The organism is Hymenobacter negativus (genome assembly GCF_017571495.1).
Taxonomy (GTDB): domain Bacteria; phylum Bacteroidota; class Bacteroidia; order Cytophagales; family Hymenobacteraceae; genus Hymenobacter; species Hymenobacter negativus.
Genome location: NZ_JAGETZ010000006.1, coordinates 291,317 through 306,140, shown reverse-complemented (window position 1 = coordinate 306,140; position 14,824 = coordinate 291,317). Strand labels below are relative to the sequence as shown.

At 59.3% G+C, this 14,824-nt stretch carries 12 protein-coding genes; 6 read left to right on the top strand and 6 right to left on the bottom strand.

The annotated features are described in order from the left end of the window. The first annotated feature begins 135 nt into the window (after window positions 1-135). On the top strand, window positions 136-720 hold the full coding sequence (locus J4E00_RS15310) for a hypothetical protein (RefSeq protein WP_208176045.1): 585 nt from the start codon (window positions 136-138) through the stop codon (window positions 718-720). A 48-nt stretch (window positions 721-768) separates the two neighbouring features. On the opposite strand, the gene J4E00_RS15305 is transcribed toward J4E00_RS15310, so the two are convergent. After that, complete coding sequence (locus J4E00_RS15305; protein ID WP_208176044.1) at window positions 769-1,368, bottom strand: hypothetical protein; 600 nt, start codon at window positions 1,366-1,368, stop codon at window positions 769-771. 314 nt (window positions 1,369-1,682) lie between these two features. Between J4E00_RS15305 and J4E00_RS15300 the strand changes: the two genes are divergently transcribed. After that, a complete protein-coding gene (locus J4E00_RS15300) occupies window positions 1,683-1,931 on the top strand; it encodes a hypothetical protein (protein WP_208176043.1) in 249 nt (82 codons plus the stop codon). Window positions 1,932-2,096: 165 nt separating this feature from the next. Continuing rightward, window positions 2,097-2,477 (top strand): hypothetical protein, encoded by a 381-nt coding sequence (locus J4E00_RS15295; protein WP_208176042.1) that lies wholly within the window; start codon window positions 2,097-2,099, stop codon window positions 2,475-2,477. A 352-nt stretch (window positions 2,478-2,829) separates the two neighbouring features. Here J4E00_RS15295 and J4E00_RS15290 read toward each other — a convergent pair whose 3' ends face one another. After that, complete coding sequence (locus J4E00_RS15290; protein WP_208176041.1) at window positions 2,830-3,540, bottom strand: hypothetical protein; 711 nt, start codon at window positions 3,538-3,540, stop codon at window positions 2,830-2,832. 80 nt (window positions 3,541-3,620) lie between these two features. Further along, the gene (locus J4E00_RS15285; protein ID WP_208176040.1) at window positions 3,621-5,645 is read right to left on the bottom strand and encodes a hypothetical protein; all 2,025 of its coding nucleotides are present in this window, start codon (window positions 5,643-5,645) and stop codon (window positions 3,621-3,623) included. A gap of 248 nt (window positions 5,646-5,893) precedes the next feature. On the opposite strand from J4E00_RS15285, the gene J4E00_RS15280 reads away from it, so the two are divergent. Beyond that, the gene (locus J4E00_RS15280) at window positions 5,894-7,972 is read left to right on the top strand and encodes an OmpA family protein (protein ID WP_208176039.1); all 2,079 of its coding nucleotides are present in this window, start codon (window positions 5,894-5,896) and stop codon (window positions 7,970-7,972) included. A gap of 157 nt (window positions 7,973-8,129) precedes the next feature. Here the strand turns inward: J4E00_RS15280 and J4E00_RS15275 are convergent, their stop codons facing one another. Then, window positions 8,130-8,558 (bottom strand): DUF4844 domain-containing protein, encoded by a 429-nt coding sequence (locus J4E00_RS15275; RefSeq protein WP_208176038.1) that lies wholly within the window; start codon window positions 8,556-8,558, stop codon window positions 8,130-8,132. Between the two features lie 266 nt (window positions 8,559-8,824). Next, on the bottom strand, window positions 8,825-10,300 hold the full coding sequence (gene proS, locus J4E00_RS15270) for a proline--tRNA ligase (protein ID WP_208176037.1): 1,476 nt from the start codon (window positions 10,298-10,300) through the stop codon (window positions 8,825-8,827). A 264-nt stretch (window positions 10,301-10,564) separates the two neighbouring features. Here proS and J4E00_RS15265 point away from each other — a divergent pair, with 264 nt between their 5' ends. Further along, window positions 10,565-12,001 (top strand): hypothetical protein, encoded by a 1,437-nt coding sequence (locus J4E00_RS15265; RefSeq protein ID WP_208176036.1) that lies wholly within the window; start codon window positions 10,565-10,567, stop codon window positions 11,999-12,001. 75 nt (window positions 12,002-12,076) lie between these two features. Further along, window positions 12,077-13,669, top strand: coding sequence for an OmpP1/FadL family transporter (locus J4E00_RS15260; RefSeq protein WP_208176035.1), 1,593 nt, complete (start codon window positions 12,077-12,079; stop codon window positions 13,667-13,669). A gap of 78 nt (window positions 13,670-13,747) precedes the next feature. Here J4E00_RS15260 and J4E00_RS15255 read toward each other — a convergent pair whose 3' ends face one another. Then, window positions 13,748-14,782, bottom strand: a complete 1,035-nt coding sequence (locus J4E00_RS15255; protein WP_208176034.1) for a hypothetical protein — start codon at window positions 14,780-14,782, stop codon at window positions 13,748-13,750. Between the last annotated feature and the right edge of the window lie 42 nt (window positions 14,783-14,824).

Here is a 14,824-nt window from a genome sequence, read left to right as displayed (position 1 = left end):
ACGCTCGTGGTGGGTAGCTCACTTCGCACTTCCTGCGTGACCTAAAATCAATCTTGGCGCCCGTTCACGAAAACGGTGGTCTAAATTACCGAGCCATTGGCTTTACCAAAGGCCCCGTTACTTACTTTCGTCTTCATGAAGCCCGCACGAGTTGCCTTGGAAAAAGAGTCCCTCGTCGCCCTGCACGTCACGGCGGTGCGCCGCGATTGGTTCTCTTACCAACCTGCCTTCACCAACGTGCTGCTCCTGCTGGCACTCCTGGCCTTCGTGGCCTTTGCCTGTGTGGGTAACCAGGAGGTGGCAGTGCGCACTTTCTTTCTTGGCGGGGGGCTGGTGCTCCTCGGTCTGGGGACGGCGCTGCTCAGCGGCCTAGCCTCAGCTTGCGCGCGACGGCGGGCCGGGGAAATCACCTTCCGTCGCGAAACCTTTACGCTGCGCCTTCCCGAATCCGAATGGACCCTGCCCAACCACCACCTGGTCGCGTTGCAGCTCAACTACGCCGCAGTGGGAAACCGGCCCGCGCAGTTGCTGACCTGGGGCCATGTGGTGACGATTGCTCTACCAGGCCAGCGGCTCTCCTTCGCGCTGCTGGACGTGCCCCCGGATGCGCGGGCGGTATTGTCTTCGCTGAATGTGAAGGGCCGGGCCAGCGAAGTGCCGTGGTGGGAGCAACCCACCGGCTCTTTCTTAGTCGATTGCCTAAGCGGCTGGACAGGGTAAGCAAATTCCTGCGCAGTTCACGAAAACGGTCGTCTAAATTACCGAGCATTAATATGTTACATCAAACCGGCCGTTTCGAATCGTGGCGAAGGTCCCGGGGTTGAAGCCATCTTCGAGTTGCCCTTCGAAGGTGCCGGAGACGATATGGCGAACGGTATCGACGCGGGTGAGTACTATGCGCGTGGCATTGGCGCGACTCACGTACGCCCGGTTGAAGCGGGCATCAGCCAGGTGGATGCCGTTGGCGCCGATGCCGGCGGTTCCGGGCGGCAGGGGGACAAAAGGCGGGCCTGCCGGATACGTTCCGGGCCCCCGTAAGGTGTCAATGTGCAAGTCAAAACTTTCTTGGTGCTGAGGCGTCAGCAAGTCGGCGGAAACGGTAAGGGAGCGCACGCCGCGGCGGGTGCCGGATTGTGCCTGCAACACGTTGTCGTAGCAGCCGCTGAAGAGGTAGCAGCTCCGGCCATAGTTGACCCACACGCGCCCATCAATTTCGAAGCCTAAGGTATTGGCTCCCACAGCCGTCACCGCCGGCAGCACCAAGCGGGGCTCCTGTGTTGGCGTGGGCTTTGGAAACGGGTCGCGTATTGCGCACCCAACCAGCAGCGTGGCCAAACTACCAAACGCAAGGTACAGGGCATGTTTCATGGTCGTCCGAAAAGGAATGCGGAACAGCGAACGTACGCGTTGCGCCTGTCACGCCCAACCTTATTTTACGCGGGATTAGGCGCGACTACCATCCTGTTGCTTATCTATATCGCTTGACCATTAACTATATAGAGGTCAAAGAAAGGACTTTTCATTTCTTGTGCGAGAAGAATCTTATTCATTCTCACGTACCAAAAGCCTAGAGCTTACCATTGCATCAGCTGTTCAGGAAAACGGTCCGAAAGTAAAACTGCTTTGTTTAGAATAACGAGCGCAATATTGTACCTGTTCGCAAATCCACTTCCCTAGTCGACATGCACGTCTTCACGTTAAAGAACCAAGACCGCTACAAGCTCACGGTCCAACTCGAACCGTGGGCCGAGGTATTTTACCTGCGCAAAGGGGAGGAATTGCAGTTGCGTCAACCTGCTTCTCTGCAAGGCTCCTATCATCTGGCCGTGTACGCCGATGGAGATGTCCAGATTTTTCCCATGGGTGAGTTCGACTATCCACAAGTCTTCATCGACAACGTGGAAACGGAGCCGTGGAACGACTTCGTGTAGCACCCATCCCCATTACTGGGCTGTTCAGCCAAACAGTGGTTTTAACGAGGGTATGTTTGCCCACGCTATTAAGGGCTTTTCCTAATGGGCCGTGCATCCATTTTATATGCCAGGGCGGTGCCCTGCTACGTGTCATGTTCGAGTGTGCCAATCCGCTTTTAACACATGATTGCCACCACTTTTTATAAGCCGGCCTTGTTCGCAGCTGTGTTGCTGCCCACTGTTTGGGCTGTGCACAGCCTGTCCCGACGCGGTGGCGCCGCCGTCCAGTACTACGGCGTGGTCGGGGGGGCTGGGGTGCTGGCGCTAGCCATTTGGTGCATGCCGCGTACCCTGTTGGATGACCTGCCCCTTTTGGGATTTGCTTTACTCTACGAATTTATCGCCCTGGTGCTTGCCTCGCTGTGGCTTTCGATAAGGGCGTTATTTAATCCATCGCCCATCCCCTGGTGGTTCGCCCTGCCCTGCTTGCTCGCCGCGTTCCTTTTTGTCCTGTTCCTCTCTCTTGTCTCCATCGGGCTTGGCAGTAGTGGTATGGTTGGCTAAACTGACAGCGAGTTTATCTAAACGGTCATTTATAGATACCCTTTTGTTTAGGTACGCGTCCGTCAGCAGGCGGGCGCGTACCTAAACAAAAACGACAAGGCCGCTGAGGCGGCGGAGGCTTTGGGCAGCAAGAAGTAAGTGTGGTGTCTACCATCGCACCCTATTGCAATGGGCATGGGAGGTGTGACAACATGGCTTACACAAGCGTGCAGGCCGCCTCACCACACTGGCGAAGGGCACCGCAACGATGCGCGGGCCATGTAAGCAGTGTGGCGAAGGGCATCGCAACGTATTGCGACGGCCTTCGCCACACTGATGTACCCCATCGCACTGTATTGCGACGGTTTTCCGGCTAGGGCTGAGTAGAGGTATCGCCGTCGGCATCTGTCTTCTTCACATTGCGGCGGGGTAGCAAGCCGTAGTTGAAGTAGATTTCGGCCTGCTCCGGGTGCTCCCAGAAGGCAGCCAGGGCCGTGCAGTGCACCTGCCACAGCAGCTGGCAGGCCTGCGTCCACTGTCCGCCCAATGCGCCAATGGTTTCCTTGGCCACTTTCAGGCCGGCATCTTTGGCGGCGGTGGCGGCGGCCAGCTCGGTGAGGAGGGCGGTGGCCTTCACGCCCACGGCGGTGCCGAGGTCGGCCTTGTGGGCGGTGAGGGTTTGGGCGAAGGCTTCGAAACGCACCGGGAAGTCGGTGGCGCTGGCTTTGGTGAGGTGCATGAGGCCCTGGGGCAGCAGCTGTTTCAGGGTTTCGGGCTGCTGGCGGTAGGTGGGCACGAGGCTCAGGGCGTTGGTGTCCTGCACAAACACGCGCATGGCCCGCAGCACGTCCTTGCGGGAACGGGTGAGGGTCTGGCTCGTGCCGTCCTGGCCTTCGCGGGCCACCACGCTGGTGCCGAGGGCGCCGGCAGCGGCATGCAGGCCGGCACTCAGGGCCTGCACGGCGGGGTTGGCGCTGGCAGCGGTGGCCGTCACGGTGTAGCTGAGAAAGCCCAGGAACGTGGCCCGGCTGCACCGGATGTTGGCGAAATGGTTGGTGTAAAGGTCGTGGTAGGGAGCTGCCATTGGGGTAGTTGGTTAGTGAAGTGGGAAGGTAGGAAAAGGGATTGAAAGCAGAACATTAGGCAGGATAAAGTGTCTCGGCGCTAACGATGCCCCACCCGCCACTCCGCCGCCAGCTCAAAGTAGGGCAGCACGCGGCGCGTGTCCCGGTCCAAATCCAGGGCCGTGTAGCTGCTGCCGGAGTAGGTGCCCTTGCCCCGGCTGTAGGTTGAGTAGGTGCGCATCCATTGCAGCCAGATGCTGGCCGTGAGGTTGAAGCTGCCCGAGCCCGAATGGCGCTCCACGGCCAGTTCTGGCCCCTGCTGCCGGGTGATGTTGTGCAGGTAGATGAGGGAGGTAGCCGGGCCGGTGGGCTGGTCGAGCACCAGGGCAGCGCGGCCGTAGTTGCGCTGCTCCAGCAGGCGGTAGCCCAGGCGCAGGCTGGTGCTGCCCCGGCGGCCCACCCAGCTCTGGCGCCCGCCCACGGAGAGGTCGTGCGTCACGCTGGTATCGAGCGGGCTCTCCCGAAACTGCGTCCAGTTGAGCTGGCCCACCCGGTTTTCGCGGCGCACGTAGTCGGCCAGCAGCAGCAAGCGCGGCTGCAGCTGGTAGGTGATGGCCTGGGTTTGTTCCAGCACGCGGCTGGCGCGGTTGCGGGCTTGCTCGGCCTCCAGGTTGCGCACCTGGTAGCTCACCCACAGGTGGTACTGCGACCGGATGCTCCACTTGCCCGGCGCCCAGGTAAAGCCGGGCTCCCAATGCAGCAGGTGGTCGTCGTAGTTCTCCGCACTCTGGCTCGCCCGGATAAAGATGGTCTGGCGGTACTCACCGGCCACGCCCAGCGTGGTGCGGAAAGCCCCGGCCCAGCGCCCCGTCCACACCAGCCGCAGCAGGTGCTGGGCCTCGTCGCGGATTTGCTGGTTGTCCTTGCTCGGCGCATCCACGCGCAGCAGCTGGGCCGTGCCCGCCAACGACAAGGAGTGCCGCGGCGAAGGCAGCCAGGTCATGTTGCCCTGCCACAAAATGGTTTGCTCCGTGATGTCTTTCACCTGCTCGCGGGCCAGGGCCGCCGCCAGGCGCGGCACATTCAGGTAGCGGGAGTTGTCCAGGTAATAGGCCCGCGTACGCTCGTGGTAGCTGAAGCTGAGGGACGTTTGCAGCTTGGGCTGGGCAAAGCGCAGCTCCTGGCGGGTATCCAGCTCGCGCTGGCGGTAGCCCACGTCCTGCAAGGTATCGGGCCGCTCGCCCAGCCGCCGGTAGCGGAAGGCCCGGTTGGGCACCAGCAGGCTATTATCGGAGCGCAGGGTGGCAAACTCGTTCAGCTTGTAGGTAGCACCCGCCTGCACCGCCACCGTATCGGACTGAATGCGCTGCACCGAGCCCAGCAGGTAGTCCTCGGCGCGGTTGGTGCGGTAGCCCAGGCGGCCCTGCACCGTGAGCGGTGCCCCTTCCAGAAAGGTCTGCTCCCCCACGGCCTCGGCCACCAGCCGCTGCATAATGCGCGGCCCCAGGTTGGCGCGGGTGCCCAGCACGCGCACCGCCAGCGGCGCAGCGGCTAGTCCATTGGCAAAGTAGATGGCCGCCGCATCGAAACCATAGGCCGCCCCGGCATCGGAGCGGCCGTTGCGGGTGTCGGTGGCTAGGCCCCCCAGCAGCGTCAGCCGCATTTGCGACAGCGTATCGGCGGCGTGGCCGGGCCGCAGGCGGGTCTGGTAGCCCAGGCGGCCCAGCCACAGGCCGGTGCGGGTGGCATTGGCCCTGCTCTGGTCGTAGTGCAGCTGCTGGCCCACCTGCCAGTGCTGGGCCGCATCCAGGGTGATGATGTGGGCGAGGTCGGCCCCGTAGTCTTCCCGCACGAAGGGCGGCACGCCCCGCGAGTCGTAAATCATGTCGGTGCCCACCCGGTAGCGCACCTGCTGGTTCCCAAAATGCAGGTAGCCCCGTGCCCCGCTGGTTTGCACGAAGGTGCTCACGCCCACCCGCCGGGCCCGCGCCACCAGCAGCAGCGAAGTATCGGCCCCGGCCGGCCGCAGCCCCCGAAACACCGGCCCAAACGCCGTGGCTCCCACCAGCACCTGCGCCCGTCCCGCCAGCGGCAGCAGCCCCAGCAGGCCCAATAGCCCCGCCATGCGCAAGCTGCCTGCCGCGCCACGCGCCACCGCTGCTCTACCTGCCGAGAACCATTGGTTTACCACGTCCGTTCGGCCTTCAACTTACCCCGTCGGTGGGCCGTAGCGGAAAGGTAACAGGTTGGCCGCAGAGGTTCATGAAATAGTTTTTTACTAAGTTAGCTGTCCCAAAATATAGCTCCCACAGCGACACTGATGTAAATTTGCCCAGCACCGTCGTATCAAAACTTTTTTCTACTATCGTTACCATGAATAATTATCTTATGAGGAATCTGTTGGCCGCCGTGCCCATTGGCATTGCCTTGTTCACCGCCCAGGCCGCCCAGGCCCAGCACGTGCAATGGGCCGCCCGCCTGGTGGCAGTATCGTCGCAAAAGTCTGAAGGCAAGGACCCATTCTCGCCTTCGCAGGTACTGAGCACGCCCAATGCCCTGCCGCTGGGCCAAATCAGCAACGATGCCTGGATTCCCCGTAAGGAGGGCCCGAACGAGTTTATCGAAGTGCGCTTTGCGCGCTCGGTATCGGCCCAGCAGGTGACCATTGTAGAGAACTTCAACCCTGGCTCCATCACCAAAGTAGAATTGGTGGATACCAAGGGCGAGCACCACGAGGTGTACACCAACGATAAGCCTGGCCCCCTGCCCGAAGCCTACCGCACCCTCGAAGTGAAGTTCCCGGCCGCCGAATACCGCACCCTGGGCGTGAAGGTGTACATGAACACGGCCAAGGTGGAAGGCGTGAACCAGATTGACGCCATCGGCATTGCCGACGTGCCCTCTACAATGGTAAAGCAGGCCTTCACCGAAGAGAAAGGCCCCGATGCCGTAAAGTCGACGCAGTTTGACTCCTCGCTCGTGAGCCTGGGCCCGAACGTGAACACACGCTACGTGGAAACCCACCCCGTGATTTCGCCTAACGGCCGCACGCTCTACTTCGCCCGCGAAAGCAACCCCGACAACGTGGGCGGCGGCCGCGACCCGCAGGACGTGTACTACTCCACCCTGACCAGCGGCAAAAACAAAACCTGGAGCCTGGCCAAAAACCTCGGCGGCCCCGTGAACACCCCCGACGACCCCAACGGCATCGCCTCGGTATCGGCCAACGGCCAGAACGCCATCCTCATCAACATCTACAACCGCGACGGGACCATGGACCCGCTCGGCTGCAGCCTCACCAAGCGTACCCGCATGGGCTGGACCCAGCCGGTGCCCCAGGTCATCAAAGACTTCGTGAACCTGGACAAAGAGCACGTCGACTTCTTCCTCGCCACCTCGGGCAAGGCACTGCTCATGGCCGTGGAGCGCCCCGACGGCATGGGCGGCCAAGACATCTTCGTGAGCTTCCCGGTGCCTGAGCAAAACAATACCTGGGGCAAGCCCAAGAGCCTCGGCCCGAATGTAAACACGGCCAAATCGGACTTCGCCCCCTTCCTCGCGGCTGATGAAAAGACCCTGTATTTTGCCAGCGAAGGCCGCGGCGGCTACGGCAAGTCCGACATCTTCTACACCAAGCGCCTCGACGACACCTGGACCAACTGGAGCCCGCCCCGCAACCTAGGCCCGGTGGTGAACTCGCCCGACTTCGACGCCTACTATACCATTTCAGCTGCCGGTCAGGATGCCTACTTGGTGTCGTCGCGCAACGGCGTGGATGGCTCCAAGGACATTTTCCGCATCTCGCTGGCACCCGCCTTCCAGCCCGAAGTGGTGACGCTGGTAACCGGCCGCGTGCTCGACGTGAACACCGGCAAGCCCATCAAGGCCATTATTCACTACGAAAACCTGCTGACCGGCGAAGAAATCGGCGTGACCGAAACCGACCCCGCCGACGGCTCCTACACCATTGTGCTGCCCAGCGGCGTGCAATACGGCTACCGGGCCGAAGCCAAAGGCTACATCGCCGAAAACGCTAACCTCGACGTAACGGCCAAGGACAAGTACTCGGAAGAGAAAAAGGACCTGTACCTGGTACCCTTCAACGTGGGCCAGACAGTGAAAATGAACAACATCTTCTTCCCCCAGAGCAAGTACTACCTCAACACCAGTTCCTATCCTGAGCTGTTGCGCCTCATCCGCATCCTGAAGGACTACCCCACGGTGGAAATCAAGCTCTCCGGCCACACCGACAACCAAGGTGACCCCGCGCTCAACCTCAAACTGAGCCAAGACCGCGTGAATGAAGTGAAGAAATACCTCGTCTCGCACGGCATCAATGGCGGCCGTATCACCACCGAAGGCTTTGGGGGCACCATGCCCATTGCCAGCAACGACCAAGAGGAAAGCCGCTCCAAAAACCGCCGGGTAGAATTTACCATCACCAAGAAGTAAGCAACCCGCCATTAACGCAAAGAGCCCCGAATCCAGCTGGATTCGGGGCTCTTTGTTTATGTTATTTTGAAAAAGGAACGTCGTTTTGAGAGAAGCCGAAGCAGCTATACTGCTTTTAATGTACCTGGACCGCACTCAGTATGATGTGCTTCGTCGGTTATTTCTCTGCCTTAGGCTGGGCCACGAAAGAAGCCAGACGGCCATCCGAGCTTTCCAGCCCAACAATTTCCATTAGCTCCTGAAAGTACTCGGCTACCTGCTGGCGGTCCTGCACATTGGTGGTGAGCGGGGCCAGGCGGGCCAAGCCTTTGTCGATGCACTGCAGGTATGCCTCTTTGGTCGGGGCATTGTTCGTCACTTGCAGAAAGTCATTGGCCGAAATCACGAGGTAACGGTTCAGTTCGGGGCGAGCTTCGGCGTGGGTTTTGGCCTTCACGGTGGACTTTTTCGATACCTCTGCTTTGGTAAGGTCCATCAGGTCGGCTAGCTGGCTGGAGGCTTTAGCTGGCACTTGCATAGGGGTCGACTGGGCTTGTCCGGTCAGGGCCGCGCAACTCAGAAACCCAAGTAGTAACAACTGTTTCATAGTGGAGTCTGGAATATTATTTATTGATTGTGAAAATATTACTAAAGCCGCACGGTACTCTTTCTGCTTCAGAACTAAACCCGAAGATAGTAGCACAGATGGCGTAGCAGGCACTTAAAAGCGCACTTTTTTTGCGCGATGCTTCGCTCAGGGCACTATCACAGTTCTTTTTAAGATGCATCTGTCACCCCTGCTTTCACTAGGAAGCCGCGCTGCTTCGGCAAGCAGCGCGGCTTCTTGACCAAGCCTTTAGCAGCTGATACAGTTTAGTAAGCGCGGGCGAAATAAGCGCGGCGCGGGCTGGGCTTGCCCGTCACCATGCAGATGCCTTCTTCGTCGGCTTCGTTTAGCGGCAAGCAGCGCACAGTGGCTTTGGTTTCGTCCTTGATGCGCTCCTCTGTTTCGGAAGTGCCGTCGTAGTGGGCCAGCAGGAACCCGGGCTCCTCGTCCAGCATCCGCTTGAACTCGTCGTAGCTGTCCACGCGGGTCGTGTGCGCGTCGCGGAAGCCCCGGGCCTTGTTGTAGATGTTGGTCTGAATGTCGGTCAGGAGCTGGTCTACGCTGGCCACGATGTCGGCTAGTGGCAAGCTCATTTTCTCCTTGGTGTCGCGGCGTACCACTTCTACCGTGCCCGCGTCGAGGTCGCGTGCGCCGATGGCCAGGCGTACGGGCACCCCTTTCAACTCCCATTCGGCAAACTTGAAGCCAGGGCGCTCGGTATCGCGGGCGTCCAGCTTCACCGAGATGCCCCGGGCAATGAGGCCCATCTGAATGGGCTTGATGCGCTCCAACAGGGCGTCGAGCTCGCCAGTTTTGTAAACGGGTACAATAACCACTTGGATAGGCGCCAGCTTGGGTGGCAGCACCAGGCCTTCATCGTCGGAATGAGCCATGACGAGGGCGCCCATGAGGCGGGTGCTTACGCCCCAGCTGGTACCCCACACGTGCTCACGCACACCTTCTTTGTTGGCAAACTGCACATCAAACGCTTTGGCGAAGTTTTGCCCCAGGAAGTGGCTGGTGCCGGCTTGCAGCGCCTTGCCATCCTGCATCAAGGCTTCGATGCAGTAGGTATCCTCCGCTCCGGCAAAACGCTCGTTGGGGGTTTTCACGCCTTTCACCACCGGCAGCGCCATGTGCTCTTCAGCAAACTCGGCGTACACGTCCAGCATCTGGCGGGTTTCGGCTACTGCTTCCTCGGCGGTGGCATGAGCAGTATGGCCCTCCTGCCACAAAAATTCGGCGGTGCGCAGGAAAAGGCGGGTCCGCATTTCCCAGCGTACCACGTTGGCCCACTGGTTGATGAGCAGCGGCAGGTCGCGGTAGCTCTGCACCCAGTTTTTGTAGGTGCTCCAGATAATGGCCTCCGAAGTGGGCCGCACCACCAACTCTTCTTCCAGCTTGGCGTTGGGGTCAACGCGCAGCTTGCCCGGCTTGTCGGGGTCGGTCTGGAGGCGGTAGTGCGTTACCACGGCGCACTCTTTAGCGAAGCCTTCCGCGTTTTTTTCTTCGGCCTCAAACAGGCTTTTGGGTACGAAGAGCGGGAAATAGGCGTTTTCGTGACCAGTACGCTTGAACATGTCGTCCAATTGGCGCTGCATTTTTTCCCAAATGGCGTAGCCGTAGGGTTTAATGACCATGCAGCCGCGCACGGCCGAATTTTCGGCCAGACCAGCGCGCTTCACTAACTCGTTGTACCAAAGCGAATAATCTTCCTGGCGGGTAGGCAACTTTTTGCTCATAGGAGGCATCTTAGGGGTAATCGGAAAAGTTCCCAACTCTGGTACAACATTTGAATTGAACCCGGGGCACCGTTTCGGGTTCAAATTACGTTACTAAAATGCGGACCTACGCGCAGAGCTGCTGTTATTCTGCCAACGGTACAAACCTGCTTGCTTTCCAGTATTTTTAGTTGAATCGGGTCTGATTATTAGCCTCTTCATCCCTCTTCCACCGTATAGTTCGTTACTTTACAACAGGCTACCCACCCTCACCTTTTTTCCGTCATGAAAAACCTACTCACCGCTTATTTGCCCGCTTTTGCCCTGCTTGCGCTGGGCGGCTGCGCGGGTACGTCGGCCCTAACTTCTTCGGAAGACGACGGGGTTTATTATTCTTCTAAAGACCGCACCTCGATGGTGGTAAGCCAAGCCCCTACGACGGCGACTACCACCGACGAAGCGGCTAACCCCGACTACAACGGCGGGACCAACGGCACTACAGCCCGCCAGAATAGCCAAAGCTCGGGCTCGGACCAGTACTACGACAACACGTACACCTACATGCGCGGCGTGCCTAGCTACAGCTCGGCTACCTATTACGGGCCAGGTGTGGGCTACTACGCCCCCTACAGCCCCTACACGTCACTCAACATGAGCTACGGGTATGGCTATGGCGGAGTATACGGCGGCTACGACCCGTTTTACAGCTCGTTCTACAGCCCTTACGGCTACAGCCCATACTACGGTTCGGGGTTGAGCATCAGCTTCGGCTTTGGCCGGCCCTGGGGCTATGGGAGCTACGGATACGGTGGCTATGGCTACCGCCCCTACGGCTATGGTTACGGAGGTGGGTTCTATGACCCCTATTACTATAACAGCCGCTTCTATGGTGGCTACTATGGCTCGGGTGGCTACTACGGCAACAATTATTACGGTAGTAACTACGGCAATGGCTACTATGGTGGTGGCTACAACGGCGAAAGCGGCCGGGGTCGTACCTCCGGCCACCGCACCGACCGGACTTCGGAAGGCCGCAGCAATGCGGGCGTTGGCAGTGTAGCATCTCCTGGTACTTCGGGTGCCACGGGTGGTGGCCGTGTGCGCAGTGAAAGAATGGCCCCTGGCAGCAACACGCCGCAGTCGATGCCCAATGGCATGGCAAATGAAGGTGGCCGCGTGCGCTCCGCAGATGTGAAAGCTAACTCTGCCGTTATGACGGACCGTTCAGCCGATTCTTACGGCAACCGCCCTAGGCAAATGGACGCAGTGGCGCAGCCCCGCTACCGCGATATGCAGCCTGCTACGGCTACTCCCGATGCGCAACCAATGCAGGACCAGGTAAGCCGTGGTCGCTCGCGCAACGCTGCCGATGCACAGCCGCAGAGCATGCCAGGCCAGATGCAGCCGGCTGCAGGTCAGGCGCAGGAAAGCCAGCGGCGTCGGGGTGGCTTCTTCCAGAACGTATTCAGTGAGCCCGCCAATAATGCCGGCCAGGCAAGCGATGCCTCGCAGACGCGCCAGCGCTCCTACGACCAGTCGCGCCAGCAAACCTATAGCCAGCCCCAGCGCACCTACGAGCAACCCCAACGCACGTACGAGCAGCCCCAGCGCTCATATGAGCAGCCCCAGCGTTCCAGCAGCCAGCCTTCGTACTCGGCCCCGTCGTATGGCGGTGGTGGGGGCGGCGGTGGAGGCGGCCACAGCCGTGGTCGTGGCAACTAACCAGCATCTTTCTTTTTGCGGAAAAACCCTCGATTGAGCCGGCCCGACGGCCGGCTCTTTTTTCTTCCTACTCCCATGAAAAAACGGATTATTCGGCTTAGCCTGGCCCTCGTAGTAGGGCAGGCCAGCCACGCCTTTGCCCAAGGCGCCAGCGACGCGCTGCAATATTCGCGGCTGCAGTTTGGCGGCCCGGCCCGGACGCAGGGCATCGGCGGGGCCAATGTGGCCCTAGGTGCCGACTTTGGCAACCTGACCAGCAACCCAGCCGGCCTAGGGCTGTTCCAAAAATCAGAAGCCCATATCACGCCGGGCATTGGGTTGGGGCAGAGCGATGCCCGCATTGATGGCAACTCCGCTGCGGCAGTGAATGAAACTAAGAACAGCTTTCACCTGGGCAGCATCGGCATGGTGTTCGCCACCCGCCGGCCTGATGATGACCAGAGCTCTAACTGGCGTGGCGGTGCTTTCGCACTAGGCTTTACCCGACTAGCTGACTTTAACACAGCCTCCCGCTACCAGGGCTCGGTGGGCAACGACCAGTCGTACTTGGCTTCGCTCCGTGGCACTGCTGGTTTGGACTATTTCTTAGATATTCGTCGGCAAGGGGGGTCTGGAAATTATAATACGGTTGATTATGGCTTGGATGGTTTGGCGTATGGCGCTTACCTGACGGATGTAAATCGAGTTCGTGTTCCTGGAGGTACTATTAATGACTCGATTACTGCTATTACATCAACTACACGCCGTGGGCCTATCGGGCAGTCAGAATATGTGACGTCAAAGGGCTCTATATCACAGTTTGACTTAGGTTATGGTGCCAGCTACCGCGACCGGCTTTATTTAGGATTTGGAATTGGGATTGTAAGCTCCAATCACACGATAACGAAGGACCTCACCGAAACTGAAACTGACCCAACTACCCATCTTAGCAGTTTCACACTACACGAGGATTCCAAAACCACCGGAACTGGCATCAATGCTCGTATTGGGGCTATTGTTCGGGCTACAGATGCGCTACGAGTGGGTGCATCTATTCAAACGCCGACATACATGCGGCTTTCGAATAGCTATAATGCCAGTTTCACAACCACTTTTACGGCGCAGGGTAACGATGTGGTATCAGTTTCATTGCCGACTGGACCAATCGGCACTTCGTCGGTCGATGCACTACCCAATGACTATGATTACGCTATTACGACGCCTTTCCGGGCCAATGGTGGCGTCGCCTACACGCTGGGCAAGCACGGCTTCGTGACGGGTGATGTAGAGTATGTGGGCTACGGCCAGGCCCGCCTGCACAGCTCGCCCAACACCGCCAACGGTGATAACTATTCCTTCTCGTCGCAGAATGCCGACATTCAGAACCAGTACAAGAATACTGTCAACCTGCGCTTTGGCGCGGAGGGCCGCTTCGATGTGTTCCGGGTGCGGCTGGGCTACGCCCGCTACGGCGACCCCTACAAGGCAGATACCAACAACGAGCGGGTGCAGAATTTCTACACTGCCGGCGCCGGCTTGCGCCAAGGCAACTTCTTCCTCGATGCCGCCGTGGTGTACACCACCTTCGACCGGAATTATACGCCCTACAGCTTGGGTGGCCAGGAGCCACTCATCAAGGTGAATAATACTCGCTACACGACGGCCGTGACGGCGGGCGTCACCTTCTAGCCTCTTACTTCAATGATATAAAAAAGGCTGCTCCGTGCTGGAGCAGCCTTTTTTGTGGGCAAAAGGTCCTGCTTGATGCTATTTCTGCACCTTTATCGAGCAGGTAATGCGCGGAGAGCTACCAAATACAATGTCTGAAACCAGTAGCAGGCCGGTGTAATTCTGGTTGTTTTCAACCACCCGAAAGGCGATGACTTGGCCCTTTGCCAGCGGAGTCGTACTGAATGGGCTGGTGTAAGCTAGTCCGTTGGTGAAGGCCAGATTGAAGGCGTCGGTGGTACTGGCGTTGGAGAAATCGGTGTCGCTGAGGCTGGTGGAGCGTAGTTCCGTATGGCGGCGGTTGGCTTCGGGCCAAGTGGTGGAATTGAGAAGCAGATTGGCGGTGTTAGTCTCGGCCGGGGTAGTGAGGATGACGGTAGTGGTATTTTTGGCCACGCATATCAGGTCGACGAGTGACTGATTGGCCAGGAGGCTATTGTCGTTGTTAATAAGCGCGTATTTCGGCAGCATCAGCCCCGAGCGCAGGCTCATGAATACCCGAGTCTGGTCGCGCCGCTGGACATAGTCTTCGGTCAGACTGCTTTGGCGAATGACCGGACGCAGATAAGCCGTATATCGATGGTATACGAGAGCCGAGTCCCGGTTACGGATGGTCAGACGAAAGGCCCGTGCGGCCGATGCGCCGGTTACGTCGGTGGCCGTGTATTGCCACTGCTCCGTGCCGGAAGTGGAGCGCGCCGTGAACTTATTAAGGAACAGGAAAGCCCCACCGCGTGGCGGGTTGCTACCATCCTTTTTGCCGACAATTGCCGAATCAGCAAACACCAGCTCGTCGTCGTCCGGCGTGCCTTTGGGGTCGTAACTTGTGATGGGTGATGGGTAGATAATGGGGTTGCGCGTGGGCTCGTACTTAACCGTGATGCGCATATGCGTCAGGTTGTTGTCGTTGCCCTCAGCGTAGGCGCGGGTGGTAAGGGTATCGCTGGCGTTCACGGTGCGGTTGCCAGAGGTGAGACCAGTAGCTCCGATAAAGTCGAGCCGGACGGGCGAGGCCGTTTTAGAGCAGGCAGCCAGAACCACTGGCAGGCAAAGCAACAGGAGGCGAAAACGCATAATGCAAAGGTAAGGGCAGGCCGGACCTGCAACCGTGCTACA

Bases quoted from the DNA above. Each gene is read 5' to 3' on its own strand.
- J4E00_RS15310 (WP_208176045.1), top strand. From the start codon at position 136: ATGAAGCCCGCACGAGTTGCCTTGGAAAAAGAGTCCCTCGTCGCCCTG.
- J4E00_RS15305 (WP_208176044.1), bottom strand. From the start codon at position 1,368: ATGAAACATGCCCTGTACCTTGCGTTTGGTAGTTTGGCCACGCTGCTG.
- J4E00_RS15300 (WP_208176043.1), top strand. From the start codon at position 1,683: ATGCACGTCTTCACGTTAAAGAACCAAGACCGCTACAAGCTCACGGTC.
- J4E00_RS15295 (WP_208176042.1), top strand. From the start codon at position 2,097: ATGATTGCCACCACTTTTTATAAGCCGGCCTTGTTCGCAGCTGTGTTG.
- J4E00_RS15290 (WP_208176041.1), bottom strand. From the start codon at position 3,540: ATGGCAGCTCCCTACCACGACCTTTACACCAACCATTTCGCCAACATC.
- J4E00_RS15285 (WP_208176040.1), bottom strand. From the start codon at position 5,645: ATGGCGGGGCTATTGGGCCTGCTGGGGCTGCTGCCGCTGGCGGGACGG.
- J4E00_RS15280 (WP_208176039.1), top strand. From the start codon at position 5,894: ATGAATAATTATCTTATGAGGAATCTGTTGGCCGCCGTGCCCATTGGC.
- J4E00_RS15275 (WP_208176038.1), bottom strand. From the start codon at position 8,558: ATGAAACAGTTGTTACTACTTGGGTTTCTGAGTTGCGCGGCCCTGACC.
- proS (WP_208176037.1), bottom strand. From the start codon at position 10,300: ATGAGCAAAAAGTTGCCTACCCGCCAGGAAGATTATTCGCTTTGGTAC.
- J4E00_RS15265 (WP_208176036.1), top strand. From the start codon at position 10,565: ATGAAAAACCTACTCACCGCTTATTTGCCCGCTTTTGCCCTGCTTGCG.
- J4E00_RS15260 (WP_208176035.1), top strand. From the start codon at position 12,077: ATGAAAAAACGGATTATTCGGCTTAGCCTGGCCCTCGTAGTAGGGCAG.
- J4E00_RS15255 (WP_208176034.1), bottom strand. From the start codon at position 14,782: ATGCGTTTTCGCCTCCTGTTGCTTTGCCTGCCAGTGGTTCTGGCTGCC.